The organism is Paraburkholderia sp. WC7.3g (assembly GCF_050436345.1).
Classification (GTDB): Bacteria; Pseudomonadota; Gammaproteobacteria; order Burkholderiales; family Burkholderiaceae; genus Paraburkholderia; species Paraburkholderia podalyriae.
This window is the reverse complement of record NZ_JBNDMA010000004.1, coordinates 399,478-423,836: the sequence shown is the minus strand read 5'-3', so window position 1 is coordinate 423,836 and position 24,359 is coordinate 399,478. Positions and strand designations below refer to the sequence as shown.

Below are 24,359 nucleotides of genomic sequence, written 5' to 3'. Positions count from 1 at the left end.
GAAAATAAAGCGGGGTGGGTTGCTCTGGACTCATCGTACGCATACGCCTTTCCCCCCAAGAGGAATTCAAGAGCCATGGCTTCAATGATCCAGCGGACTACCCTGTTCGCTTGCTTCCGCGCGGATTGCGTGTTCATCGCCGCGCCTGGCGCGCATGCCGCGGATCTCGTGATCGCGGGCCGCGACGACATCTACGGCCGCGGACTCGCGCAGGCGGTGGACGGCTACAAGAAACAGCACCCGGGCGTCGATATCGAGTTGCTGAAGCTGCCGAACAACGATCTCTATCAGAAGCTGAAGCTCTCGTTGCGCGAAAACACGCGCGCCTATGACCTGGTGAGGATGGACGACACCTGGTCCCCCGAATTCATCGCCAACGGATGGCTTCAGCCGCTGCCCGCCACGCTCGCGGATGCCGACATGGTGACTTCCACGGTCTCCCTCGGACGCGCGTCGACGGGCACCTTGTACGCGATGCCGGTCGTCGGCAACGTCGAGATGTTCGCCTATCGCAAGGATCTGCTGGCGAGTCGCGGCCTGCAGCCGCCGCGCAGCTGGGACGACGTGCTGAAGATCGCCCAGACCATCGGTACCGCCGACAAGGACGTTTCGGCTGTCGTGTTTCGCGGTGTGAAGGGCAACCCCGTCGTCACCGGTTTTCTGCCGATCCTTTGGGCCTATGGCGGAGAAGTCGTCGACACGAACGGCAAGGCCACGATCGATTCGCCACAAGCGCTCGCCGCGCTGAAGATGCTCCTCGCCCTGAAGAAGTGGGCACCGAAGGACGTCGACGGTGCTGCCGTGCGTATGGATGGTTGGCGCGGCCTTCACGCCGACGCTGGAACGCCTCGCTCATCCGCTTGCGTTGTGGCCTTCCGCGCCGACGGTCGAGCATTTCGCGGCGGTGTGGGAAAGCGGCATGGCGCAGTCGGTGCTGAACTCGGTGTGGGTCGCGCTGGGCGCGACGTTGCTCGCGCTCGCGCTGGCTTTTCCAGCCGCCTATGCCCTCGCGCGACTTGCGTTTCCGGCGCGACTCGATCTGATGTTCCTGATGCTCGTGCTGGCACTGAAGCTGATGCCGCCGATTACGGTGGCCGTACCGCTGTTTTCGCTGGCCAAGTGGCTACATCTGCTCGATTCGCTGTTCGGCCTCGTACTCGCGTACCAGCTGTATGCGTTGCCGATGGCGATCTGGATGTTGCTGCCGTTCGTGCGCGACGTGCCGATCGAATTCGAAGAGGCGGCGGCGCTCGATGGCGCCAATCTCGCGCAGCGCATCGTCTTCATCGTGATGCCGCTGTGCGCGCCGGGCCTCGTCGCCACCGCCATCTTCGTGTTCATCATTGCATGGAACGAGTTTCTGCTAGCGCTGCTGTTCGTCTCGTCGCCGAGTCATTTCACGCTGCCGCTCGCAATGGCGGGTTACGTCACCGAGAACGGCATCGACTGGGGTGAACTGATGAGCGCAGGGGTGATCTCGTCGGTGCCGACGCTTCTGCTCGCGGGTTATGTGCAGCGCTATTTGCTGCAGGGCTTCTCGGGCGGATTGAAGTAGCGGACTCCAATTCCATGCCGCCGTTGCAGCAGACGCTTTGCCTATCCAGAGATTTTCTTGCACCCTGCCCTGACCAATCGCACAGCTTCACCGGCTGACTGGATGTCAGCCATCGATGGCAGCCGATCGCTGTCCGCACTGACGTTGCCGGGCAGCCACGACACCTGCGCCTATTCGGTCGATGACCGGCTCGCGCGCACGCAACGGGCCACGCTCGACGATCAGTTGCACCATGGCGTGCGGGTCCTCGACATCCGCTGCCGCCATCAGCGCGATCGCTTTGCGATTCATCACGGCGGCATCCCGCTGGGTCTGACTTTCGACGATGTGGTGCGGACATGCGCCCAGTTTCTCGCGCGTCACCCCGGCGAATGCATCGTCATGTCTGTCAAGGACGAATGGCCCGCGCATGACTGCGCCCGCACGTTCAGCGCGACCTTCGAGTGGTATGTGCAACGACACGCGGATGTGCGCTGGCACCTTGCTTCTGAACTGCCGCAGCTGGAGGCGGTACGCGGGGGCATCGTGCTACTGCGGCGCTTCACGAGCGAGCAGCCGCTCGGCATCGACCTGACGGACTGGCCCGACAACGCGACGTTTGATATCGACGATGTGCCGGCGCCGTTCACCATCCAGGACGAGTTTCGCGTGCCGGTGCCGGCATCGATCGCTTACAAATGGCGCGCGATCGATTCGCTGCTGGAACTCGCCCCCGGTTTGTGCGACGTGCGCTGGGTCATCAACTTTTGCAGCGGCACGGGGATGGCGGCACCGCCGGCAGTCGTGGCGTTTGGCGATACGCAGCATCGCGGTATTCACGAGCAGCTTGCCGAGCGTCTCGCGGCTCGGTTGGAGCCATGCGGCACCCTTATGCTCGACTTTTGCGACTGGAACGGCTGGCGTCTCGTCCACGCGTTGATCGACCGCAACTGGAGCCGATAACCCTTCGTTGCGGGAATGACATTGCCCGCAAACATCAGCGTGGTTCCTTGTTTGCCGGAGGTTGCCGCGGTTGCGGCCTCGATTCCTGCCCGCGCCGCGCAGGTTCACGCGTACAGGCGTCCGGGGGCGCCACATAAGGAACGTCGTCGCGGCAACACGCATACACCGGAAACCCGTACGCGTTCGTGCCGACGATGGTCGTTGGCCCGTGCAGCGGGCACACCGCCTTCATCGCGCCTCCTTGAAACTCATCGATCGATCGTTTCCATCTTACGCTTGCGCGCTCTCACCGCGGTTGACACGCATTCACCATGCATGCCGAAGGCAGGGGTCGGCCGAATTGTCAGCTCTTGCATAAAGTGCAATGATGCATGCGCTGTACTGTCACGTCATTGGGCCATCGCCATGACAGATTGGGTGCCCCGGGAAGTAACCGGACAGCGCAGCCATCTTATGCGGGCCGTCCGCTTCCTTCATGCGGGCATTCAAACGTCGCGTTAGCGCGACAACTCCCTCCTCAAGGGAGTTTTTAACCAGGGTATTTACCTAGGGTCCCGTCTCGAAAATTTAACATTTTGAAGTTAGAATGAACCCTCTAAAACCTGTCGTCATGTCATTTCATGACAGGTAAGGAGTTGAAACATTGAATACCACAGCGCAACACCGGCCAAACTGTGTTTGGCGCGCTTAGTTAGTCTTACTAATGACGACCTTCGCCAGGAGAAGCAATGGAACGCCTTTCGTCCGAAGATTTGCTGAAATTCTGCCGAACGAATGGGTCGATTTTCGTTTGGGATCGCCAGCGAAGCGTTTGAAGGGCACAGAAACTCGCCGGCCTGACCTCCTGGCCGGAAGCATCATTCGGGGCATCCGGAACTTTGAGCAGTGCGCCGGCGCGGCATATCTCTGCTCGCTGACGCACCCGGCTCCATTCGCGCAATACAACAAGCCATAAAAACCCGCGCAGTTCGATCAATGCTGAAGCCGTTCCTCCCATCACGCTGGAGGCGGCAACATGTTGTGGCAAAGCAATGGCGGGTTATGCGAGACGGCCATTGGATATTCATGATCCTCGCAGACATTACGATCACGGATGGCAAGGATGACGAAGCGAATCGTAGTAGTAACGGGTGGCATGGGCGGCCTTGGAGAAGCGATCAGTACGAAACTGCACGACGCCGGATACGCGGTGGTAGTCACGCACTCGCCGAACAACACCGGCGCGGACAAATGGTTGGCAGACATGGAAACTCAGGGCCGGCGCTTTCGCGCTTACCCGGTCGACGTGGCCGACTACGACTCATGCCAGCGTTGCGCGGCCACGATTCGGGCCGAAGTCGGCCCCGTTGACATCCTGATCAACAACGCGGGCATCACCCAGGACATGACACTCCGGAAGATGGACAAGGTCAACTGGGACGCGGTCATCCGCACTAATCTGGATTCGGTCTTCAACATGACCAAACCGCTGTGCGAAGAGATGGTCGCACGAGGCTGGGGGCGCATCGTCAATATTTCGTCCGTCAACGGCTCCAAAGGCTCGGTCGGCCAGACCAACTACGCCGCGGCCAAGGCTGGCATGCACGGCTTTACCAAGTCGCTAGCGCTGGAAGTGGCGCGCAAAGGGGTCACGGTCAACACGATTTCGCCGGGCTACCTGGCCACGAAGATGGTCACCGCGATTCCGCAGGAGATCCTCGATACGAAGGTCCTGCCGCATATTCCGATGGGACGTCTGGGCAAGCCCGAGGAAGTCGCGGCGCTCGTGCTCTATCTGTGCTCGGAGGATGCCGGCTTCGTGACCGGCTCCAATATCGCGATCAACGGTGGCCAGCATATGCAGTAACGCGACGCACCGCGCGGGCACGCTCCGGAATCGGACGAGCCAGCGCGAACCATTCACGCAACACCCCTGTGCTTCCATGAGAGAGGAACGTGTCATGAGTGAAACCTGGATGGGCCTGATCATTGGGGGCTCGGCCCTCAGCATCGCAATGCTTATGGTGATTGATCACTATCGCCGTGAGCGCAGACGGGCAAGACTGCTACGACATCTGGATCATCACGAGTGGTGGCATCGACCGCGCGGGCGGATGTGAGTGCATCGTCCGTGCCAATAACAAATCAGATACATCGAGAGGGCTGCAGAATGACACCGGAAAATCCCGGACAATTAAAGGCCACAGGCCATCAGATCACGGTTCGTACGAGGCGCGGCGACATGCGGGTTGCCGCGGTCTGGCAGGTGTTGATGCCAGTCGCCGATGCCATCGAGCACGTCCGGTTCACGTCCAGCCGCAAACGTGATGTCGAAGACATGACGATAGCGTTTGCCGACAGGTTCTCCGGATCGCTGTCCACCGTTCTCAGTCAGTTCGAGACGATGTCGTGGGTGGCCGCCGCGGAGCTTTGCTAAACACCGGGGCCGTGCCGCTTGCGATGGGTCGCGTCGCTACGTCGGCCGGCCCGCGTCACGCTTGATCGCCCGCCAGCTAGCTGGCGGGCGAACGCGCCTTGCATTGGTTGTTTGGCACAGACTGGCCAACTGAAGTCGAACGTACACGACCGGACCTAACCGGTCACCACCTGAGAGAAGTGGATGAAAACAACAATCAAGAAAGGGCCCCAGGACATGGAGAGCCCTTATACACCCCTGACCGCCGGAGATGCGATTTCCCATCTTGAACGGATCCTGTCCTCCGATGGTGCGGGTTCATTGTTCAGCCGGACCTACTGGCGCGCGCGCGTGCAGCAGGTGAGCGCTACACAGGGACTGACTCCGCAGCAGCAGGCGAGGCTGGCGAAGCTGCTCGAGTCGCTCCCTCCTCCGGTCCCGAGTGAAGAATCATGCTAGTCACGGTTTCGATCTCGCCCCATTGAGGATATTCGCGAGCAAGTCGCGGACGAACGCCGTCCGCGATGAGTCAGAGCGGATCGTCGACATCCAGCAGCCGATCCTCCACATGCAGATCTTCGGCGCGGTCCCCCTGCAATGGCAGCGCAATGCCTCCCGGCGCAAGTCGATCCCGGACCATTTGGCAAAGGCGTTCGCGCACGACGATGCGTTGTGCCGTGTCCATCTGCGCGTAACGCTGAATCTGCGACTCCGAGAAGTGGAGCGTCAGCACGCATCGCGCATCCAGCGTCGTGTCGCCATGTGACTCGGTCACCCAGGATGCCTGAATGAAGAATGTCCGGCCGTCGTCATAGACGCTGATCGCGGGCGCTTTCGGCGATTCGAATAGCGTCGATAAAGCCAGTTCGATTTCTTCGATGCGCTGGTTCAGATCGATGTCTTTCATTGAAGGTCCTCCTTGGGGTCGAGGCCGATACGGGTCAAGCCGAATTGATGGATACGCGAGCAAGAACCGTGTCCGGCTGTCGATGGCTGCCTCATCGAACAGACGCAGCATGTCGACGCACGCGAAGGCTGCCGTTCGCCCAGGCAATTTGTACCGATGCCGCCGATCAAAAAACAAGAAACAATTGGTTCTGTTTTGCCGCACAGCAGGACTGGGTATGAGCGACGTCGATACAAGGCTGACAGTCAGGGCGAAAGGAGCACGGGAACTCGCCAGCTATCTGCAACAAGCGATTCGCAGCGGACGCTTCCTCGAAGGCGTGCGCCTGCCGCCCGAACCCGATCTGAGCGAGGAATTCGGCGCTTCGAGCGGCGCCCTCCGGCGAGTACTCGCCGATTTGAAAGAGCGCGGGCTCATCCGGCAGACGGTTGGCAGCGGCACGTTCGTGCTGCAGTCGAATCGCATAACACCTTCTTTCTGCGCGTGCTCGAATTGAGCAATGAGGTGCGTGAACAGGGCAGCGTACCCGCCGCAGAGCTCCCTGATGTCAGTCGGGCTACGCCGCGATACGCGCGACCGCCCTGTTGAATGCATCCGGCCTCGCGACATTCATTCCATGCGATGCGCCGTCGATCGTTTCGCGTTCGGCAAACTCGATCCACTGTTCCAGCTTGTCCACCGTATTGCGGAACATGCGCGGACTTTTCTGGCCATCGATCAACAAGGTACGACACCTGATGTCGCGCGCGGCTTCCGGCGTATAGGCGGGAAGCGGATCGAGCAACTGCTTCGGCAGCGTGAGCGCGTTGTCGAGCGCCATGCGACGAAAGCTCTCCGGGCTTTTGTTCCAGAACCCCGGCATGCTCACGGAGTCCACGAACATCGACAAGCCGGCGTCGAACTCCCCCCGCTCGATCAGTTCCGCGACACGTGCGCGCAACACGTTGGTCGCCGGCGGCATGAACGCGGGCTGCCCCCTGGATTCGGTTTGCAGCGGGCCGCCGGGATCGGCTAGCGTCAGCGTTTTCACGAGGCGCGGATAGTCGCGCGCCAGATGGAACGCCACGCACCCACCCCGCGAGTGACCGACCAGATGAACGGGAGCGAGGTCGAGCGCGGTGATGAATCCGGCAATCTCCTCGACGTGCGCCTCCCAGCTGAACTCGCCGCGTCCAAACGCATCGACCTCGGGCCAGTAATGGCTGAGGCTAGGCGCGAAGCAGCGAAACTGGCCGGACAAGGAAGCCATCTGGGCGTCCCAATAGCGATAGTCACAAAGCGAACCGTGCACGAACACCATCGGCTCGCCACGCCCGCGCTCGACATACGGTATGGCAAGACTCGATGCGGTGGTCACAAACGATGGCGCAGACGCGCCAAAGGCCGAGGCCAGAATCGATGGGCTGGTACGTGCATTCATCACAGTGCTCCTTTGGCGCCACTATCGATGGTGTGCTCGCAAAAGAAAATCGCATAATATTGATGGAATCGATCTACTTTTCTGATATCAATGATCATGGCAACGGAAATGAAAGCGCTCGATCTGGACGTGCTGTCGATGATCATCGCGGTCGCGGACGCCGGCACGATCAGCCGTGCGGCCCAGCTCGTGCATCGCTCGCAATCGGCGGTGAGCATGCAGATCAAGACGCTCGAGACGGCGCTCGGCAAGGCTCTGTTCGTTCGCAAGCCCCGCAGTGTGGTGCCGACGCAGGACGGCGAAATGCTGTTGACCTACGCACGACGGATGATCGCGCTGCGCGATGAAGCGTGGGCAGCGGTGGTACGGCCCGACGTGACCGGACGCGTGGTCATCGGCGTACCGGACGACTATGCGACGTCACTGTTCCCACCCATCCTCAAGAAATTTTCGGCGACCTATCCGAAGGTGGAGATTCAGGTGGTGGGGCTGCCAAGCGTTGCTCTCGAGCCCATGTTGAAGGACGGCACAGTCGATCTCGTCTGCGCGACGCGCGTGAAAGGGTTGCACGGCGAGTTCCTGCGTCACGAGCCGATGGTCTGGGCCGCCGCGCCAGGCGCGACCGAGATCTGGCGCGAAAGGCCCTTGCCCATCGCGGTGTTTTTGCCCGGTAGCGTCGCGCGGGAGAAAGCCATACGGAGTCTGGAACGCGCGCGCATCCCGTATCGAACGTCGTATGAAAGTCCGAGTCTGCTCGGTCTGCTGACGATGGCCGAGGCCGGACTCGCTGTGACACCTCTGGCCAAATGCGCGGTACCGGCTCACTTCTCGCTGCTGGGGGCCGCGAACGGCCTGCCGGAAATCGGCACGCTCGAAGTCGTGCTGGCGCGAAGTGCCGCTTCTAAACGGCCTCCATGCGACTTTCTCGCGGAACGCATTCTCGCCGACCTGAAGAATTGACCCGGGGATCAACGCAGCGGTCCGCATAGAACGCCACGTCCCAGCCGTCGACGTGATGCCCTGTCGACCTCAGGAAGACTCCCCTCCCCCGACCTCGCGCGACGCGCAGATCCGCCACGACGCTTTCGGCGCGGCAACGGTTTGCGCGACGTCGCGCCACCAGCGTTCGCCGCGATGCACCGCGCTCAGATCGAGCCGCTCGCCCATGCGCGGTGTCGACAGCGCGACGCCGCGCGCAAGCGCCAGCCCTGTCACCCTTTCGAACGGCTCCTGCCAGCGATGCATCGCGAGGTCGAAGGTGCCGTTATGAATCGGCACGAGCCAGCGGCCGCGCAGGTCGATATGCGCCTGCACGGTTTCTTCGGGCTGCATATGAACGTATGGCCACATCGCGTCGTACGCGCCGGTTTCGATCAACGTGACGTCGAAGGGTCCGAGGCGCTCGCCGATCACGCTGAAACCATCGAAGTAGCCAGTGTCGCCGCTGAAGAAAACGCGCAAATCGCGATCGACGATCACCCACGACGCCCACAACGTGCGGTTGCCGTCGAACAGGCTGCGCCCGGAGAAGTGCTGCGCGGGCGTCGCGGTGAACTCGATGCCGTCGACCTGCGTGCCCTGCCACCAGTCGAACTGCCGCACCTTCGCCGCGTCGATACCCCATTCGATGAGCCGGTCGCCGACGCCGAGTGGCGTCAGAAATACCTCCGTACGCTGCGCCAGCATGAGGACGGTCTCGCGATCGAGATGGTCATAGTGATCGTGCGACAGGATCACGCCGCGCAGCGGTGGCAAATCGTCGAGCGAGATCGGCGGCGCATGAAAGCGCTTCGGACCCAGATTGCGGAATGGAGACGCCCGCTCGGCGAACACGGGATCGGTCAGCCAGAACTTGCCGCGCAACTTCAACAGCATCGTCGAATGACCGAGCCGATACAGGCTGCGGTCGGGCGCCGCATCGAGTTGCGCGCGCGTCAGCGTTTCGACGGGCAATGCGTCGGTCGGCGCGGTGCCGCGCGGTTTGTTGAACAGCACCGTCCACGCGAGGCCGAGCGTCTTGCGCAAGCTTTCCGCGGGACGCGGCTTGACGTTCTGGAAGCGTTCGCCGTCATGCTGCGGCGACAGGCTGAACATCGCGCGGCTGCGTTGCGCGGCGCTCACGCCGAGCATTCGGCGGACAAGGGCGGGAAGCGACATCATGAAGTTGATCTTCCGAGAAAATGTACACTCGGCAGTGTAGTTTGTTTTCAAGAAAAGTAAACTGGCCAGTGTAAAATCGTTGCATGGAATCCAGTGCCCGCCCTCCACGTCTGACCGACCGTAAGCGCGTCGCGATCGTCGCCGCCGCGATCGACGAATTCCTCGCAGCCGGATACGACGCAACCAGCATGGACCGTATCGCCGCGCGCGCGAACGTCTCGAAGCGCACGGTCTATAACCATTTCCCCAGCAAGGAAGCGCTTTTCGCGGCGATTCTTCATGAGTTGTGGGACGCGAGCCACGACGGCGATGCGCCCTGTTATCGCGCCGACCAACCGTTGCGGGCGCAGTTGCTCGATCTGTTGGAGCGCAAGCTGCGGCTGCTTCACGACGAGTCCTTTTTGTCGCTTGCACGCGTGGCGATCGGGGCCGGCATCCATTCGCCGGACCGCGCGCGCGATATGGTCGCTCGCATGGGGGAACGCGAGGAAGACCTGACGGCGTGGGTCCGGGCGGCCGCCGCGGACGGCCGCATCAAGACCGAGGACCCCGTCTTCGCGGCACTGCAGTTGCAGGCGCTCGTGAAGGCTTTTGCCTTCTGGCCACAAGTGGCGATGGGGCAAGTGCCGCTCGATGCCCGCGAGCAGAAGCGGATCGCGGAAGCGGCGGCGGATATGTTTATCGCGCGGTATGCGTGAATTTTCGAGTCGGGTGGCGCGAGATATCGATGGCGACGCGGCCACGCAGCTGGCGACGTCACGAAGCTGGCGAATCCGGCGAACGCAATGCGCGCCGCTAGCCGCTCGCCGGCGCAAGCTCCATTCGCTTGCGCTGCAGGAATCGGCGCACGGCCGGATCACGCTCAAGGCCGATCGCCAGATCGTACGCGCTGAGTGCTTGCGCCATTGCGCCGGCACGCGCGAGCAGATTGGCGCGCGCGGCCCAGTATGGCTGGTAGTCGGCCAGCCGCGGGTCGTCCGCATAGGGCGCAAGCGCGTCGAGCGCCGCCTGCGGGCCGTCGCGTTCCGCCACGGCGAGCGCGCGGTTCACAGCCACTACCGGCGACGCTGCGATGGCGAGCAGCCCGTCGTAGAGTTGCACGATCTCGTCCCAGTTCGGGCGACGCGTCCGGCAGCGATGCACATGCGCCGACTGCAGCGCGGCCTCGAGCTGAAAGCGCCCAATTGCGTTGAACGCGTTCGCGCGCCGCAGCAGTGCGTTCGCCGCGTCGAGCATCGGTGCGTTCCATGTTGCCGGATCCTGGGCCGACAGCGGCACATAGTCGCCAGCCGCATCGCGTCGCGCATCGCGCCGCGCCTGCGCAAACAGCATCAGTGCGAGCAGACCCAACGTCTCCGGTTCCTCGGGTAGCAGCTCGACGAGCAGTTGCGCGAGATACAGCGCCTCGTCGGCGAGGTCGCGCCGCTCGGCATCGCCGCCGAGCGGGTCCGTCCAACCCTCCGCATACGCCGCGTAGACCGCCTCGAGCACCGCGTCGAGCCGGCCGGGCAGTTCCTCGCGCTCGGGCACGTTGAACGGAATGCCCGCTTCGCGGATCTTGGTCTTGGCCCGCACGAGGCGTTTGCTCATCGCGGCGGGCGACATCAGGAACGCGGACGCGATCGTCTTCGCTTCCAGCCCCAACACCACTTGCAGCATCAGCGGGGTGCGAATCGCGGCTTCGAGCGCAGGGTGCGTGCACGCGAACAGCAGCGCGAGCCGCCGGTCGGGCAACACGCCCGCTTCGCACTCGTCCATTTCGTCGGTGAGAATCATCAGCTGGTTCGCTACGTCGTCGCCGACCTGGCGATGACGCGCGCCATCGATCGCCCGGCGCCGCGCAACCGTCATCAGCCACGCTTCGGGACTCGCGGGACAGCCGTGCTCCGGCCAGTCCGCGAGCGCCGCCGCGAATGCGTCGGCGAGCGCGTCCTCGGCCGCGGCGACGTCGCGCGTGCGCATCGCCAACAGCGCGACGAGCTTACCGTAGCTACGGCGAGCGACCGCCTCGGCAATCGAACGCGCGGCGCCGTCGTCCCGACGGGCGCCGCTGGAAGAACTCATGCAGATGGGGCTTCGTAGGGGGCGGTCCAGACCGGGCGCACTTCCATAACGCCGTGCGCCGCGCCGGGGCAACGCGACGCCCACGTCATCGCCGCGTCGAGGTTGGGCACATCGATCAGGTAGTAGCCGGCGAGTTGCTCCTTCGAATCGGAATACGGTCCGTCAAGCACCTGCGGCTTGCCGTCGACGAGCCGCACCGTGGTGGCCGTATTCGAGTGCTGTAGCCGGTTGGCACCCACCAGCGCCCCCGCCTTTTTCAACGATTCGGTGTAGGCATGATAAGCGGCAACGCCTTGCTGCCGCTCGCTGTCGGTCATCTTGTTCCAGCCGTTTTCTTCCGAGTAGATCATCAACAGGTATTCCATATGAGCCTCCGTCATGGGGTTGAGGCGGATGAATTACATCGGCCGCCATCACAATGACGCGCGGGCCGCACGCTGATGGACAGCTGGCGCCAAAAAATCGCGAACGGGCGCCGGCACCCACGCTGCGCTGCAAAAGACGTTTGGACTGCAGCCCGTTCGACTGCCTTTCGCGAAACATTGTCGGACGGCTGACTCGCTTTGTCGACCTGGGAGGTGATGTTCGCCGCCAGTTCAATCAGAACCGATGCCGGATTCCCGCGCCAACCAGCAGCTGGTTACGGCCGGATGACGGTTCCGCACTGTTGATCACTGCCGGCGCGTCCGTCGAGGCTCGCTGGTAGACGGTCTCGACGTACGCATCGGTACGCCTCGAGAGCAGGTAAGCCGCCTGCAAGCCGGCCTGGTGCCAGTGCTGGTTCGAGCCCTTCGTGTAGGTGTACATGCCGGCAAGCAAGAGCGTGGGCATCATCTGATATTGGGCATTGACCTCGTAGTTGCTGAAGTCGGCCGAAGGAGCAGAGTTGCCGGTGTCCGCATCGACCAGACCGCTGAACGTGGAGCGTGACCACGCCGCTCCCAGCGTGAGGTCGCCGATCGCATAGTTCGCCCCGGCACCATAAGTGTTCTGCGTCCGCACGAGTGCGTCAAACGTGCTGCGGGTACCGTCGGGCAAATTCACCGCATCGTAGGCACCGGTGCTGGTGGCACCGCGCCCGTTCGCATGCAGCCAGGCCGCCCCGGCGTTGAACGGACCATTCTGGTAGCTGATGCCCAGGCTATACGCGCGGTTGTTTGCGAACTGACCAGCAGCATTCGAAAGTGCGTACAGACCGCCAACGGTCAACCCGCCGAATGACGGGCTCGCGTACTTCACCGAGTTGCGTGCGAGGTACGAGTTGTTGGCGTTGTCGTTGTCGAAGGGATGAGCGAACGCGGTGCCGCCCGCTGCGCCCGTCAGTGTCACGGGCGCGAAGAAGTCGTGGATCGAATCGTACTGATGGCCGAACGTTACCGTCCCCCAGGCATCACTGCTCAGCCCGACGTAGGACGGGTGATCATCGAATTCCTCCCCTGTCGTAGTCGAGAAGCCACGTTCGAGCAGAAAAATGGCCTTGCTGCCGCCGCCGAGGTCTTCGCTGCCTTGGAGTGCCCAGAAGCTGCCGTCAATGAGACCGCTTGTTGCCTTGTACTGCGCATGACCGCCCACATTGTTCAGCCACGCAAGCCCAGTGTCGAGTTCACCGTACAACGTCACGCCGCTCTGGGCGTGTGCGTTAGTTATAAAAGCCGCAAGCGCCACTGCGCCAGCCGAGAATCTGATAGGGACTGCGTTTCTTGTTGTCGACATGCAACTATCTTCCTGAAAGTTGTGGATGGAACGGGCCGGCGGACTGCCGCCCCGGCTGGCATCGGCCGCTGACGGCCATGCCCATGGATGTCAGCGGAATCGTCGTGTCAGTACCACCGGCCATAGCGCCGGATGTAGACGGTCTTGACGAGTTGGGTGAGCAGCATGTAGCTGGCGATGGTCGCGACGAGCCACCACCAGTAGCCGTGGTCCAGCGCCTGGAAGCCCAGCGCCGATGCGAACGGCGAGAAGGGCAGCCAGCAGCCCACGAAAATCGCAACGGTCGTCGAGAGCGTGACCGGCAGTGCAGCCATGCTCTGCAGGAACGGAATCCGATGCGTGCGCAGCATATGCACGACCAGCGTCTGCGACACGAGACCTTCGATGAACCAGCCGGAATTCATGATGATCTGGCCGCCGCCATGGGCGTGATAAGCCGCGCCGGCGCCGAATACCGTCCACATCAGCCAAAAGGTCGTCATGTCGAATACGGACGACGTCGGCCCGAGCCAGATCATGAAACGTCTGATGTTGCCGGCATCCCACTTACGGGGCTTTCTGAGAAACTCGGGGTCCATCCTGTCCCAGGGCAGGAACATCTGCGACAGGTCGTAGATCAGGTTCTGGACCAATAACTGCATCGCGAGCATCGGCTCCCAAGGCAGGAACGCACTGGCCACCAGCAACGAGAACACGTTGCCGAAGTTCGAGCTGGCAGTCATGTTCAGGTACTTGAGGATATTGCCGAACGTCTCCCGGCCCTTGACGACGCCTTCTTCGAGCACCATCAGGCTCTTTTCGAGCAGGATGATGTCGGCGGTTTCCTTGGCGATATCGGTGCCCGTGTCGACCGAAATTCCCACGTCCGCGTCGCGCAGCGCGGGCGCGTCGTTGATGCCGTCGCCGAGGAAGCCCACGGTATGGTCGTTGGCCTGCAGCGCCTTGACCACGCGGGCCTTCTGCAATGGCGTGAGCTTCGCGAAGACTGTCGTGCGCTCGACCGCCGCGCCGAGTTCGTCGTCGTTCATGTGCTCGACGTCGCGCCCGAGCACCGGGATGCCCGGATCGAGGCCGACGTCCCGGCAGACCTTCGCCGTCACGATCGGGTTGTCACCCGTGAGCACCTTGATGGTCACGCCATGTTCGTTCAGCGCGCGTAGCGCTTGTGCCGCCGAGTCCTTCGGTGGGTCGAAAAAGCTCAGGAAACCGCGAACCACGAGCCGCTCCTCGTCGGCGTTCCGGTACTGCGGTTTCGCTTCGGCTTGCGCAATTTCGCGCGTGGCGACTACCAGCACCCGGTAGCCTTCCGCGTTGTATTCCTGCGATCTGGCAATCATCGCACTGCGAGCGGCTTCATCGAGCTCGCAAACGACATCGCCTTGATGCACGTGCGTGCACACCGCAAGCATTTCCTCGACCGCGCCCTTGGACACCATCAGCTGGCTGCCGTCGGCGCGCTCGACGACCACGGACAGACGTCGACGCACGAAGTCGAACGGCAGTTCGTCGACCTTCGCGTAGTGCGCCTGCGTTGGTGGCACGCCGGCCGCCTGCGCATGGCTAACGATTGCAATGTCCATCAGGTTCTTCTGTCCGCTCTGATGGAAGCTGTTGAGCCACGCCAGTTCGAGGATGTGGTCGTCGCGACGGCCCTGGATGTCCAGGTGATGTTCGAGGATGATCCGGTCCTGCGTGAGGGTGCCGGTCTTGTCGGTGCACAACACGTCCATGGCGCCGAAGTTCTGGACGGAGTTCAGGCGTTTGACCACCACCTTGCGCCGTGCCATAGCCACAGCGCCTTTCGCAAGATTCGCCGAAACGATCATGGGCAGCATTTCCGGCGTGAGGCCAACTGCGACGGCAAGCGCGAACGTCAGGGCGGAAAGCCAGTCGCCCTTGAGCAGCCCGTTGATCAGGAATACGACGGGTACCATGACAAGCATGAAGCGGATCAGTAGCCACGAAACACTGTTCACGCCCCGATCGAAGCTCGTTTCGATCCGCTTGCGACTGGTAACGTTCTTCGCGAGTGCGCCGAAGTAAGTATCGGCACTGGTCGCGACGACAACTGCCGTTGCCGTGCCGCTTACCACATTGGTGCCCATGAAACAGACGTTCGCCAGTTCGAGCGGGTCAGCCGGGCTCGCATTGGCGACATGAGCCGACTTCTGCATCACGGCGCCGAGCGTGTCGTACTTCTCGACCGGTAGCGCTTCGCCCGTGAGCGCGGCCTGGCTGATGAAAAGATCCCGCGACGTGATGAGGCGAATATCGGCGGGAATCATGTCGCCCGCTTGCAGGGTAACGATATCGCCAACCACGAGACTGGACATCGGAATCTCGCGCTTGAGCGATTTCCCGGACTTCGAGGCACGGCGCACGACGGTTGCCGTGGCGCGAACCATCGACTTGAGCCGTTCTGCTGCCTTGTTCGACCGGTGTTCCTGGAAGAAGCGCAGCAGGCTGCTCACTGTGACCATCGTGAGCAGGATGCTCACGCCGGTCCAGTCGCGATCTTCTGGCGCGGCAAAGTAGACGTCCGTGAAATAGCTGATGCCCGTGAGCACGAGCAGCACGATCACAAAGGGGTTGTAGAAAGCATGCAGCACCTGGATCAGCGCGTGCGGCGGCTTGTCGTGCGCGACCTCGTTCGGCCCCGAGCTACGCAGGCGCTGTTCGGCATCGGCGTCGACCAGGCCGTCAAGTGAACTCTGCGTATGCAGTAGGGTCGCTTCGATACTGTTGTCGGCTTCGCTGGCAATCCGCGCGGAAATCCTGTTGCGATCGCTGGACGATGATGCGCTTAGGAAGCCTCGTTGCCTGAGTCGAGATTCGTGGCGGTGTGAGGGCTTATTTTTCATGAGATCTTCCGGGCAGGGGCAAGCGCGAGCCGACCCCTGTCGCGGCCTCGAAAAGTTAATGTTTAATGCAGAGAGTCAGCAGAACCGGGCGCGCACTGCAGCCCAACACTTTCCGATCAATGTGATGTTTTGATGCTCGCTGGTATGCAGAGTTAGCAGCGAGTCATAGTACGTGCGTGCCTCTTGAATATGAGGCAGGTTCGATACAAGAAGAGCGAAGTGCATGATGTTCCTCCGTCCGGGCTAAGGCCCGGAACGTCGTTCAGGTTTGCCTGCCCGAAGGCCTGAACCATGACGTCAACGCTCGATGCTCGAATGACGGGAAACGGTGCGGCCTCCGCTCAGGCGGAAGGAAAATTGGATCGAGGTAAGGGACAAGAGTCACTGTCGGGCATAGGGGCTCCTTTCTCGTGCCAGATGCTCGAGTGCGTTTATTCAGCCACGGACCGTACTGATCAACGGATCGTACGGACGTGAACGGACACCGTCGTGCGAATCGAAGCGCACAACGCGGGAAGCACGAACGAGCGCAATCACGCCGGTTTGTGCGTCGATATTTGAGGGGTGCGAGGGGAGTACTGCGAGTAATACTGCGACGCGCACCGTCCTGCCTGATGGCGGGACGGCGGCTTGTTGGGGCGGACGTCCTGCCGGTCAGGCGGTCAAACTGTTCGAAGATCGACTACTACAGGGTTCCAAGGCATTAGCCCCAATCATTGAAAGCGGACGAATCGTAACCACCGTGAAAGACGATGTCAAGCAGGACGAAGGAAAAGCCAGGAGCGGACTGTCTCGACAATTTTGAGAGAGAGTCCCGACCAATCTGCGATCTCTACTGATTCCCATAGCGACGCATAAAAAAATGGCGCCGCTGGCTTTCAGCCTGTGGCGCCATTCCGTGGCGCTACGACGAAGACAACACGCCGTAGCCCCACAGCACACTTACATCGTCACCGTGTCGGCGACTTCCTTGAAGTCCTCGATCTGGTCGAAGTTCATGTATTGATAGATCTTGTCGCCGTCGGCATTGAGCACGCCCATGTCGGCCATGTACTCCTCCTTGGTCGGGATCTTGCCCAGACGCGAGCAGATCGCCGCCAGTTCCGCCGAGCCGAGGTACACGTTCGTGTTCTTGCCGAGGCGGTTCGGGAAGTTGCGGGTCGACGTCGACATGACCGTCGCGCCTTCGCGCACCTGTGCCTGGTTGCCCATGCACAGCGAGCAGCCCGGCATTTCGGTACGCGCACCGGCTGTGCCGAACACGCCGTAGTGGCCCTCCTCGGTCAGCTGCTTCTGATCCATCTTGGTCGGCGGGGCCACCCACAGCTTGACCGGGATGTCGCGCTTGCCTTCCAGCAGCTTCGACGCTGCCCGGAAGTGACCGATGTTGGTCATGCACGAACCGATGAACACTTCGTCGATCTTGGCACCGGCCACGTCCGACAGCGTCTTCACATCGTCCGGATCATTCGGGCAGGCCACGATCGGCTCATGGATGTCGGCGAGATCGATCTCGATGACGGCTGCGTACTCGGCGTCGGCATCCGGCGACAGCAGTTGCGGATCGGCCAGCCACTGCTCCATCGCCTTGATGCGGCGCTGCAGGCTGCGCGGGTCCTGGTAGCCCTGGGCGATCATCCACTTCAGCAGCGTGACGTTGCTGTTCAGGTATTCGATGATCGGTTCCTTGTTCAGGTGGACCGAGCAACCGGCGGCCGAGCGCTCGGCGGAAGCATCCGACAGTTCGAACGCTTGCTCGACCTTCAGATCGGGCAGGCCTTCGATTTCGAGAATGCGGCCGGAGAAGATGTTCTTCTTGCCTTGCTTGGCAACCGTCAGCGTGCCTTGCTTGATCGCGTACAGCGGGATCGCGTTGACCAGGTCACGCAGGGTCACGCCCGGCTGCATCTTGCCCTTGAAGCGGACCAGCACCGATTCCGGCATGTCCAGCGGCATCGTGCCGGTGGCGGCCGCGAAGGCGACCAGGCCCGAACCGGCCGGGAAGCTGATGCCGATCGGGAAGCGCGTGTGCGAGTCGCCGCCGGTGCCCACGGTGTCGGGCAGCAGCATGCGGTTCAGCCACGAGTGGATCACGCCGTCGCCCGGGCGTAGCGCGATGCCGCCACGGTTGCTGATGAAGTTCGGCAGGGTCTGGTGGGTCTTCACGTCCACCGGCTTCGGATAAGCGGCGGTGTGGCAGAACGACTGCATGACGAGATCGGCTGAGAAGCCGAGGCACGCCAGGTCCTTGAGTTCGTCGCGGGTCATCGGGCCCGTGGTGTCTTGCGAGCCGACCGAGGTCATCTTCGGTTCGCAGTACGTGCCCGGACGGACGCCCTGGCCTTCCGGCAGACCGCAGGCGCGGCCGACCATCTTCTGGGCCAGCGAGAAGCCCTTGCCGCTGTTGACGGGCTGCTGCGGCAGGCGGAACAGCGTCGACGGGGCCAGGCCCAGCGCTTCACGTGCCTTGGCGGTCAGACCGCGACCGATGATCAGCGGAATGCGGCCGCCGGCGCGCACTTCATCGAACAGCACGTCGGACTTGACCTGAAACTCGGCGATGACATCGCCGTTCTTTAGCGCCTTGCCTTCGTACGGGCGCAGTTCGACGACATCGCCCATTTCCATCTGCGACACGTCGAGTTCGATCGGCAGAGCGCCGGCGTCTTCCATCGTGTTGTAGAAGATCGGGGCGATCTTGCCGCCGAGGCACACGCCGCCGAAGCGCTTGTTCGGGATGAAGGGGATGTCTTCGCCGGTGAACCACAGCACCGAGTTGGTGGCCGACTTGCGCGAGGAGCCGGTGCCGACCACGTCGCCCACGTACGCGACCAGGTGGCCCTTTTCCTTCAGCGACTCGATGAACTTGACCGGACCACGCTTGCCGTCTTCTTCCGGCGTGATGCCGGGACGTGCGTTCTTCAGCATTGCCAGCGCGTGCATCGGGATGTCCGGACGGGTGGTCGCATCCGGGGCCGGCGACAGGTCGTCGGTGTTGGTTTCGCCCGTCACCTTGAAGACGGTGATGGTCAGGCTTTGCGGCACTTCCGGACGGCTCGTGAACCATTCGGCGTCGGCCCAGCTTTGCATCACGGCCTTCGCATTGGCGTTGCCCTTGTCGGCCAGTTCCTTGACGTCGTGAAACTGGTCGAACATCAGCAGGGTTTTCTTCAGCGCGTCGGCGGCCACGGTGCTCACTTCGGCGTCGGACAGCAATTCGATCAGCGGCTGGATGTTATAGCCGCCCAGCATCGTGCCGAGCAGTTCGGTGGCACGGGCGCGCGAGATCAGCGCGCAGGCGGTCTGGCCTTTGGCCACGGCGGCGAGGAAGCCTGCCTTCACGCGGGCGGCTTCGTCCACGCCGGCGGGTACGCGGTGGGTGATCAGCTCGAGCAGGGTCTGCTCTTCGCCGGCGGGCGGATTCGTCAGGAGTTCCACCAGCTCGGCGGTCTGCTGAGCCGTCAGCGGCAGGGGAGGAATGCCGAGCGCGGCGCGTGCGGCCACGTGAGCGCGAAAGTTTTCAAGCATGGGAACCTGGTGGTATGTGCGTTTCAGGAAAAGGCTTTTAAGGCACTCCAAGCTGTGCCGGGCACTGCTTCGATCGCGATTTTAATTGCAATACCCATCCAAGGTCAAATGTCTTATGTCTTATATAAGAGTGCGCCGCATCGCCTGAGCCATACCCGGCATGCTGCGCCCCGCACGGCCTTGCGGCGAAGATGCCGCCTCGGTAGCGAAAGCAGGCATTCGCCCGCCCTCTGTCATTCCTCTGCGCTCGCAAAGAACGCTGTAAGTTCGTCAGCGACCGCGCGCGGTTGTTCCTCTGGAATGAAGTGCCCGCAGTGACTAATGGTCCGGCCTTGCACATCGGTGAAAAAGGCGCGCAGAGGGGTCGCCATATCGGCGATGGACCCTTGATCGGAACCAAGCGTCAACAGCGGCAGTTTCAGCATGCCACGCTCCTTCAATTCTCCGTTCTGCCGGGCTGACACATGCGCGGCGCGATAGTACGCGAGGCCGGCGCGCAAGCCGCCGTCTTTCTGCAGAACGCGTAGATATTCATCGATATCAGAATCAGTGAAAGTATCGGGATTTGCCGTCTTTCGCCGCAAAAACCATTCGAGGTATTCACGTTCCTTACCGGCTAGCAATACTTCCGGCAAGTCCGGTAGTGCGTGAAATGCAAAATGCCAGGTGCGCCATGCACGGTCGGGCGCGGTCGACAAGGCATCGGGCAACGTGACGCCGGGGATCCCCGCATCCAGCAGCGCGAGCCGCCGGACCTCGTCGCCGAACATCACGGCGTAAGGAAATGCCACCCACGCTCCGATATCGTGCGCAGCAAGAAAGTACCGGGTCACCCCGAGTTGCTGCAGCAAACCGCGGACATGGCTCGCAAGGGTTTGTGTGTCGTAGCCGTCCATCGGACGATCTGAATCACCTTGTCCAGGAAGGTCCGGTGCGACGATTCTGTAGGTCTTTGCAAGCAGTCCCATCACTTTGCGCCAGGCGAACCAGCTCTCGGGAAATCCCGCGAGCAAGACAACCACGTCGCCCTGCGGGTTGCCACCCGTGACGTAGTGCAGTCTAAGTCCGTTTACGGTCGCGAATCTGTGCTCGAATCCTGCTAGCTCGGGAACGGGTCTTGATGCCGGCAACACGTTGACCATCGTGGAAGTCCCTGATGGCGCGGGCGAGTGATGTGGTTTCACGAACGAGACTCCTTTGGATTGGCGGATGTCACCGCTGAACGGCTTTTTCATCGTTGAATGTCGATTAGGAAACGGTTGTTTCCTAAGATGGAGAACAGCATGTTTAGCCGATGCGATGCTATGTCTTGCCGTGGGTTAGTCCAGTAGGCGCATGGCCTGATCTGCCGCCGCCATCATGTGTGCCCGGGATCGACCGACTTTGCCGACGACCCTGAAACCTTGCGTCAGACTCAACAGAGCGCGGCCAGTAGCGTCCGAATCCACGGCGGACGGGATCGAGCCGTCCGTCTGGCCCAACCGGATCAAACGGCACAACAGACGCTCTATTCGCTGCAAAGCCGCGACGATATGACCTGCGATCTCATCATCGAAGGCCAGCAGGTCGATTGCACTTCCGACTACGAGACAGCCTCGCTTGCCCTCACCGCCAATTGCAGACTCAGCATAAAACTGCAGAACGGCCCGCACCTTGTCGCGGCCGGATTGCTCCGCGTCGATCAAGCTCTGTAACTGTCCATTTCGTAGCTGGATGTAGCGGTCGAGCGCGGCAAGGAATACCGCTCGTTTATCGGCAAATGCCTTATAGATACTGCCCGCCGTGAGCCCCATCGCAGAACCAAGGTCGCCCAGAGACGCCCCTTGATAACCGCGCTCGCGAAAAATCCGGATTGCGCCGTCCAAGGCTACTTCCATGTCGAATTCGCGTGGACGACCTGGAGCACGTGGATATCTGGAACGATGGTTGCGGATAGTCATGCGGCGATTATAGGAAATGATCATTTCCAAATCAAGATGTTCGGATGTGCCGATGACAGCGATGCATTCGGGTCGAACTGGGCCAGCGAATCCGGTATAGTCTGACGGTCTGGTGCTCATTTCGGAGGGGGCATGGAACGGGAGCTAAAACTGCGCGTTGCGAAAGAAGATCTCGGCACATTGCGTCACGCGCCGATGCTTGCGCAATCAGGAAGGAAAGTGGGAACTCCTCACCTGCTGATGAGTACGTATTTCGATACGCCCGAACTTTCGTTTCACTGGTGCGGGGCTTCGCTGCGCGTGCGCACCGTCGGCAAGCAGAAAATGCAGACGCTGAAGCTTGAAGGATCGGCGAAGGCGGGGCTGTTCGACCGGGACGAGTTCGAGATGCCCGTGAATAGCGACACGCCCGATCTGAAGTTGCTGTGCGACCAGATCCCCGACGACAGCGACTGCGGAAAACTGGTTCGCGACGAAACCGTTGCGGCCCGACTGAAGCCGGTGTTCGTCACGCGAATCAACCGATCGGCGTTTCCGCTGCACCAGCCGTCCGGAGACGAGCTCGAGCTTGCGCTAGACGAAGGAACTGTCGAGGCGGAGTCGGGTTCGGTGCAGATCGCCGCGGTCGAACTGGAATTAAAACAGGGCAATCCGGAGGCGCTGTACCGCATCGCGCTGGAAATGCTCGAAACTGTTGCGCTGCGGCTCGATCATCGCAGCAAGGCCGATATCGGGTATGCACTGCTCGTGGCCGAGCACAGCGAGGCCGTGAAAGCGCAACCACTGCTACTCGACAAAGGCGATTCGGTCGAGGATGCATTCTGCGCGATTGCGCGCAACTGTCTGGACCAGGTCCACGCGAATGAACGGGGCGTCGTGTCGGGCCACGATCCATCGAGCGTCCATCAGATGCGCGTGGGGCTTCGCCGCTTGCGTTCGGCTCTCGACCTGTTTGCGAAGGTCATCCCCGCCTCTTCCGGATTCGACGAGGAGTTGCGCTGGATTGCTTCGGAACTCGGCGCCGCGCGCGACTGGGAAGTGCTTGCGGGAGCGACGCTTGAACGTGCCGGCACGAACGGCAATGCGAACGAGATCCAACCCGTCCGGCAGGCGTGCGAGCAGATTGCCGTCAACAACCGGCAGCGTGCGGCTGCTGCGGTCGAGTCGGTTCGCTACACGCGGCTCGCGCTTCAGTTCGCGCTGTGGTTGGACCGAAAGGGTTGGCGAGATGACATGTCCGACGAACAGCGCGCAGCGATCAGCGGCCCGGTAAAGCCGTTCGCCGCGGAAGTGCTGCGTCGCCGGCACAAGAAACTGATCAAACGCGGCAAGGGCCTGGCCGATCTCGACGATCACCGTCGTCACCGCGCCCGCATCGCGGCGAAGAAAGTTCGATACGCCACCGAGTTCTTCGCGTCGCTGTGCCCGAAGCGGGCCGTCCGCAATTATGTGGACGCGCTCACCGCGCTTCAGGATGATCTTGGCTGGCGCAACGATGCGGTCGTCGCCGATCAGCTTCTGAAGTCGTTGCTGACAACGTCGCCCGAGGCGGCGTCGGGCGCATCGTTCGCACGCGGCTTCCTCGCGTCGCGCGTCGCTGCCGACCATCAGACATTGAAGAAGCTATGGAAGCGCTTCAAACTCCTTTCGTCACCGCACTGACCGGACCAGTCCGCCGCCTTTCGTCGGATCGCCGAGCAGCATGAACCGGCCCTATTGACTGACTCCACGTCTGTCATTGCGCCAGTTGCAAGCGCAGCACCGGATGCGTCGCGCCGGCAGGCATTGCCCACACCCCTGTCGGACCGAAGTCATACGACACGAACGATGCCGGCGTACTCATCTGAGCGGGGGTCAGCCCGTTCGCCGTGGGAATCGGTGTGTCGTACTTGACGCCGATCGTGGCGGCCGTGGTATTGGTATCCCAGTACAAATCGTTCGCGATCGTGCCAGTATTGGTCCGCGCGATGCCGATCGGCCCGTAGGACGGCTGTGTCATGAGGCCGGTTGCGAAGGACTGGCTGATCTTTCCGTCGTTAATGACGACGAGTCCGGCGCCGCCGCACGGCGTATCGGCAGCGCCTCGGCAATAGCCCTGAAGCGTTGTCGGGCCAGTTGCATAAGACTGGCTGATCGTACCGGGGTTGGAGCCGACAAGGCCACCGCCGCCCTGATTGATATAACTCAGCGATACGACAGGACCCGTGACGAACGACTGGTTGATGAGGCCGCTATTCGCACCCACCAGACCGCCGAGCGTATTGCCCGCGGTCACGGCAGCGCTGCTCGAAGAACGCAGGATCGAGCCGCCGTTGAAGCCGCCCCGCAGCGCTCGAGCATAGCTCCCCTACAACTGGCGCTCAACCGCAGCCTTGTCGATCACCGACCAGACTTCATGTATCTTGTTTCCATGGAACTCATAGAAGACGTTCTCAGCAAACGTGACCCGTTTCCCCTCTACGGGCAGCCCGAGAAATATACCGATAGGCGTACAGTCAAACTGCAATCGGCTCGCAATACGCGGCGGCTCGCATACGAGAAGTTGAATTTCAAAGCGTAGGTCCGGGATTTCGCGGAAATCTCTCTCAAGCATCTCGCGATAGCCTGACAAGCCGATCCGTTGGCCGTTGTATTTCACGTCATCGCGAACAAAGCCTCCGAGCTTCGACCAGTCCTGCCCGTTCAAGCAGGCAATATAGCCCCGATATACCTGAGAAAGATTGATTTCGCCCATGACAATCGCCCCTCATCTGCCGACAGTCACTTGATTGTCGAAGATCTAAGCAATGATGTCGAACGACCGAAAGTGGCCGAGTCCGGTCCGATGATGAAGCGACAAAGCCGCTCGCCGTCGCCCGGACAGTGACCGTCGCA

General features: G+C 61.8%; 20 protein-coding genes and 2 pseudogenes. 9 read left to right on the top strand and 13 right to left on the bottom strand.

What is annotated here, in order from left to right:
* Nucleotides 1-84: 84 nt before the first annotated feature.
* From OKW43_RS35280 to OKW43_RS35270, 3 genes and pseudogenes are all read left to right on the top strand, one after another.
* Nucleotides 85-801 (top strand): annotated as a pseudogene (locus OKW43_RS35280) (extracellular solute-binding protein); the annotation flags it as partial.
* Nucleotides 794-1,555, top strand: a pseudogene (locus OKW43_RS35275) (carbohydrate ABC transporter permease); the annotation flags it as partial. The pseudogenes OKW43_RS35280 and OKW43_RS35275, both read left to right, overlap by 8 nt.
* Before the next feature lie 102 nt (nucleotides 1,556-1,657).
* Entirely contained in the window at nucleotides 1,658-2,497 is an 840-nt protein-coding gene (locus tag OKW43_RS35270; RefSeq protein ID WP_187633693.1) for a phosphatidylinositol-specific phospholipase C, read from the top strand.
* Nucleotides 2,498-3,197: 700 nt separating this feature from the next.
* On the opposite strand, the gene OKW43_RS35265 is transcribed toward OKW43_RS35270, so the two are convergent.
* Complete coding sequence (locus tag OKW43_RS35265) at nucleotides 3,198-3,473, bottom strand: hypothetical protein (protein ID WP_429453033.1); 276 nt, start codon at nucleotides 3,471-3,473, stop codon at nucleotides 3,198-3,200.
* A 126-nt stretch (nucleotides 3,474-3,599) separates the two neighbouring features.
* Between OKW43_RS35265 and phbB the strand changes: the two genes are divergently transcribed.
* Together phbB and OKW43_RS35255 are read left to right on the top strand one after the other, a co-directional pair.
* Nucleotides 3,600-4,343 carry an acetoacetyl-CoA reductase gene (gene phbB / locus OKW43_RS35260; RefSeq protein WP_187633694.1) on the top strand — a complete coding sequence of 248 codons (744 nt, stop codon included), beginning with the start codon at nucleotides 3,600-3,602 and terminating at the stop codon, nucleotides 4,341-4,343.
* A gap of 303 nt (nucleotides 4,344-4,646) precedes the next feature.
* Nucleotides 4,647-4,913, top strand: coding sequence for a hypothetical protein (locus OKW43_RS35255; protein WP_187633695.1), 267 nt, complete (start codon nucleotides 4,647-4,649; stop codon nucleotides 4,911-4,913).
* A gap of 508 nt (nucleotides 4,914-5,421) precedes the next feature.
* On the opposite strand, the gene OKW43_RS35250 is transcribed toward OKW43_RS35255, so the two are convergent.
* Nucleotides 5,422-5,799, bottom strand: a complete 378-nt coding sequence (locus OKW43_RS35250) for a DUF3022 domain-containing protein (RefSeq protein WP_187633696.1) — start codon at nucleotides 5,797-5,799, stop codon at nucleotides 5,422-5,424.
* Between the two features lie 109 nt (nucleotides 5,800-5,908).
* Between OKW43_RS35250 and OKW43_RS35245 the strand changes: the two genes are divergently transcribed.
* On the top strand, nucleotides 5,909-6,295 hold the full coding sequence (locus tag OKW43_RS35245) for a winged helix-turn-helix domain-containing protein (protein WP_429453030.1): 387 nt from the start codon (nucleotides 5,909-5,911) through the stop codon (nucleotides 6,293-6,295).
* 60 nt (nucleotides 6,296-6,355) lie between these two features.
* On the opposite strand, the gene OKW43_RS35240 is transcribed toward OKW43_RS35245, so the two are convergent.
* On the bottom strand, nucleotides 6,356-7,219 hold the full coding sequence (locus tag OKW43_RS35240) for an alpha/beta fold hydrolase (protein ID WP_429453028.1): 864 nt from the start codon (nucleotides 7,217-7,219) through the stop codon (nucleotides 6,356-6,358).
* A gap of 108 nt (nucleotides 7,220-7,327) precedes the next feature.
* Between OKW43_RS35240 and OKW43_RS35235 the strand changes: the two genes are divergently transcribed.
* Nucleotides 7,328-8,179 (top strand): LysR substrate-binding domain-containing protein, encoded by an 852-nt coding sequence (locus OKW43_RS35235; RefSeq protein ID WP_187633698.1) that lies wholly within the window; start codon nucleotides 7,328-7,330, stop codon nucleotides 8,177-8,179.
* A gap of 69 nt (nucleotides 8,180-8,248) precedes the next feature.
* On the opposite strand, the gene OKW43_RS35230 is transcribed toward OKW43_RS35235, so the two are convergent.
* Nucleotides 8,249-9,379: an MBL fold metallo-hydrolase gene (locus OKW43_RS35230; RefSeq protein ID WP_429453026.1), complete on the bottom strand. Its 1,131-nt coding sequence runs from the start codon at nucleotides 9,377-9,379 to the stop codon at nucleotides 8,249-8,251.
* Between the two features lie 83 nt (nucleotides 9,380-9,462).
* Between OKW43_RS35230 and OKW43_RS35225 the strand changes: the two genes are divergently transcribed.
* Nucleotides 9,463-10,077, top strand: a complete 615-nt coding sequence (locus tag OKW43_RS35225) for a TetR/AcrR family transcriptional regulator (RefSeq protein WP_429453024.1) — start codon at nucleotides 9,463-9,465, stop codon at nucleotides 10,075-10,077.
* 97 nt (nucleotides 10,078-10,174) lie between these two features.
* On the opposite strand, the gene OKW43_RS35220 is transcribed toward OKW43_RS35225, so the two are convergent.
* The 7 genes from OKW43_RS35220 to OKW43_RS35190 form a co-directional block, all read right to left on the bottom strand.
* Complete coding sequence (locus OKW43_RS35220) at nucleotides 10,175-11,443, bottom strand: RNA polymerase sigma factor (RefSeq protein ID WP_187633701.1); 1,269 nt, start codon at nucleotides 11,441-11,443, stop codon at nucleotides 10,175-10,177.
* On the bottom strand, nucleotides 11,440-11,808 hold the full coding sequence (locus tag OKW43_RS35215; protein ID WP_187633702.1) for a YciI family protein: 369 nt from the start codon (nucleotides 11,806-11,808) through the stop codon (nucleotides 11,440-11,442). The genes OKW43_RS35220 and OKW43_RS35215 overlap by 4 nt, the downstream gene beginning before the upstream one ends.
* Before the next feature lie 235 nt (nucleotides 11,809-12,043).
* Nucleotides 12,044-13,156 carry a porin gene (locus OKW43_RS35210; protein ID WP_187633703.1) on the bottom strand — a complete coding sequence of 371 codons (1,113 nt, stop codon included), beginning with the start codon at nucleotides 13,154-13,156 and terminating at the stop codon, nucleotides 12,044-12,046.
* Between the two features lie 107 nt (nucleotides 13,157-13,263).
* A complete protein-coding gene (mgtA, locus tag OKW43_RS35205; RefSeq protein WP_429453021.1) occupies nucleotides 13,264-16,017 on the bottom strand; it encodes a magnesium-translocating P-type ATPase in 2,754 nt (917 codons plus the stop codon).
* A 942-nt stretch (nucleotides 16,018-16,959) separates the two neighbouring features.
* A complete protein-coding gene (gene acnB / locus OKW43_RS35200) occupies nucleotides 16,960-19,545 on the bottom strand; it encodes a bifunctional aconitate hydratase 2/2-methylisocitrate dehydratase (protein ID WP_429453019.1) in 2,586 nt (861 codons plus the stop codon).
* Between the two features lie 233 nt (nucleotides 19,546-19,778).
* Nucleotides 19,779-20,687: an alpha/beta fold hydrolase gene (locus OKW43_RS35195; protein WP_429454725.1), complete on the bottom strand. Its 909-nt coding sequence runs from the start codon at nucleotides 20,685-20,687 to the stop codon at nucleotides 19,779-19,781.
* 177 nt (nucleotides 20,688-20,864) lie between these two features.
* On the bottom strand, nucleotides 20,865-21,422 hold the full coding sequence (locus OKW43_RS35190) for a TetR/AcrR family transcriptional regulator (RefSeq protein WP_187633769.1): 558 nt from the start codon (nucleotides 21,420-21,422) through the stop codon (nucleotides 20,865-20,867).
* A 195-nt stretch (nucleotides 21,423-21,617) separates the two neighbouring features.
* On the opposite strand from OKW43_RS35190, the gene OKW43_RS35185 reads away from it, so the two are divergent.
* Nucleotides 21,618-23,147 carry a CHAD domain-containing protein gene (locus tag OKW43_RS35185; protein ID WP_429453017.1) on the top strand — a complete coding sequence of 510 codons (1,530 nt, stop codon included), beginning with the start codon at nucleotides 21,618-21,620 and terminating at the stop codon, nucleotides 23,145-23,147.
* Between the two features lie 73 nt (nucleotides 23,148-23,220).
* On the opposite strand, the gene OKW43_RS35180 is transcribed toward OKW43_RS35185, so the two are convergent.
* Together OKW43_RS35180 and OKW43_RS35175 are read right to left on the bottom strand one after the other, a co-directional pair.
* On the bottom strand, nucleotides 23,221-23,760 hold the full coding sequence (locus OKW43_RS35180) for a hypothetical protein (RefSeq protein ID WP_429453015.1): 540 nt from the start codon (nucleotides 23,758-23,760) through the stop codon (nucleotides 23,221-23,223).
* Nucleotides 23,761-23,832: 72 nt separating this feature from the next.
* Nucleotides 23,833-24,219 (bottom strand): ester cyclase, encoded by a 387-nt coding sequence (locus tag OKW43_RS35175; protein ID WP_187633707.1) that lies wholly within the window; start codon nucleotides 24,217-24,219, stop codon nucleotides 23,833-23,835.
* Nucleotides 24,220-24,359 lie beyond the last annotated feature (140 nt).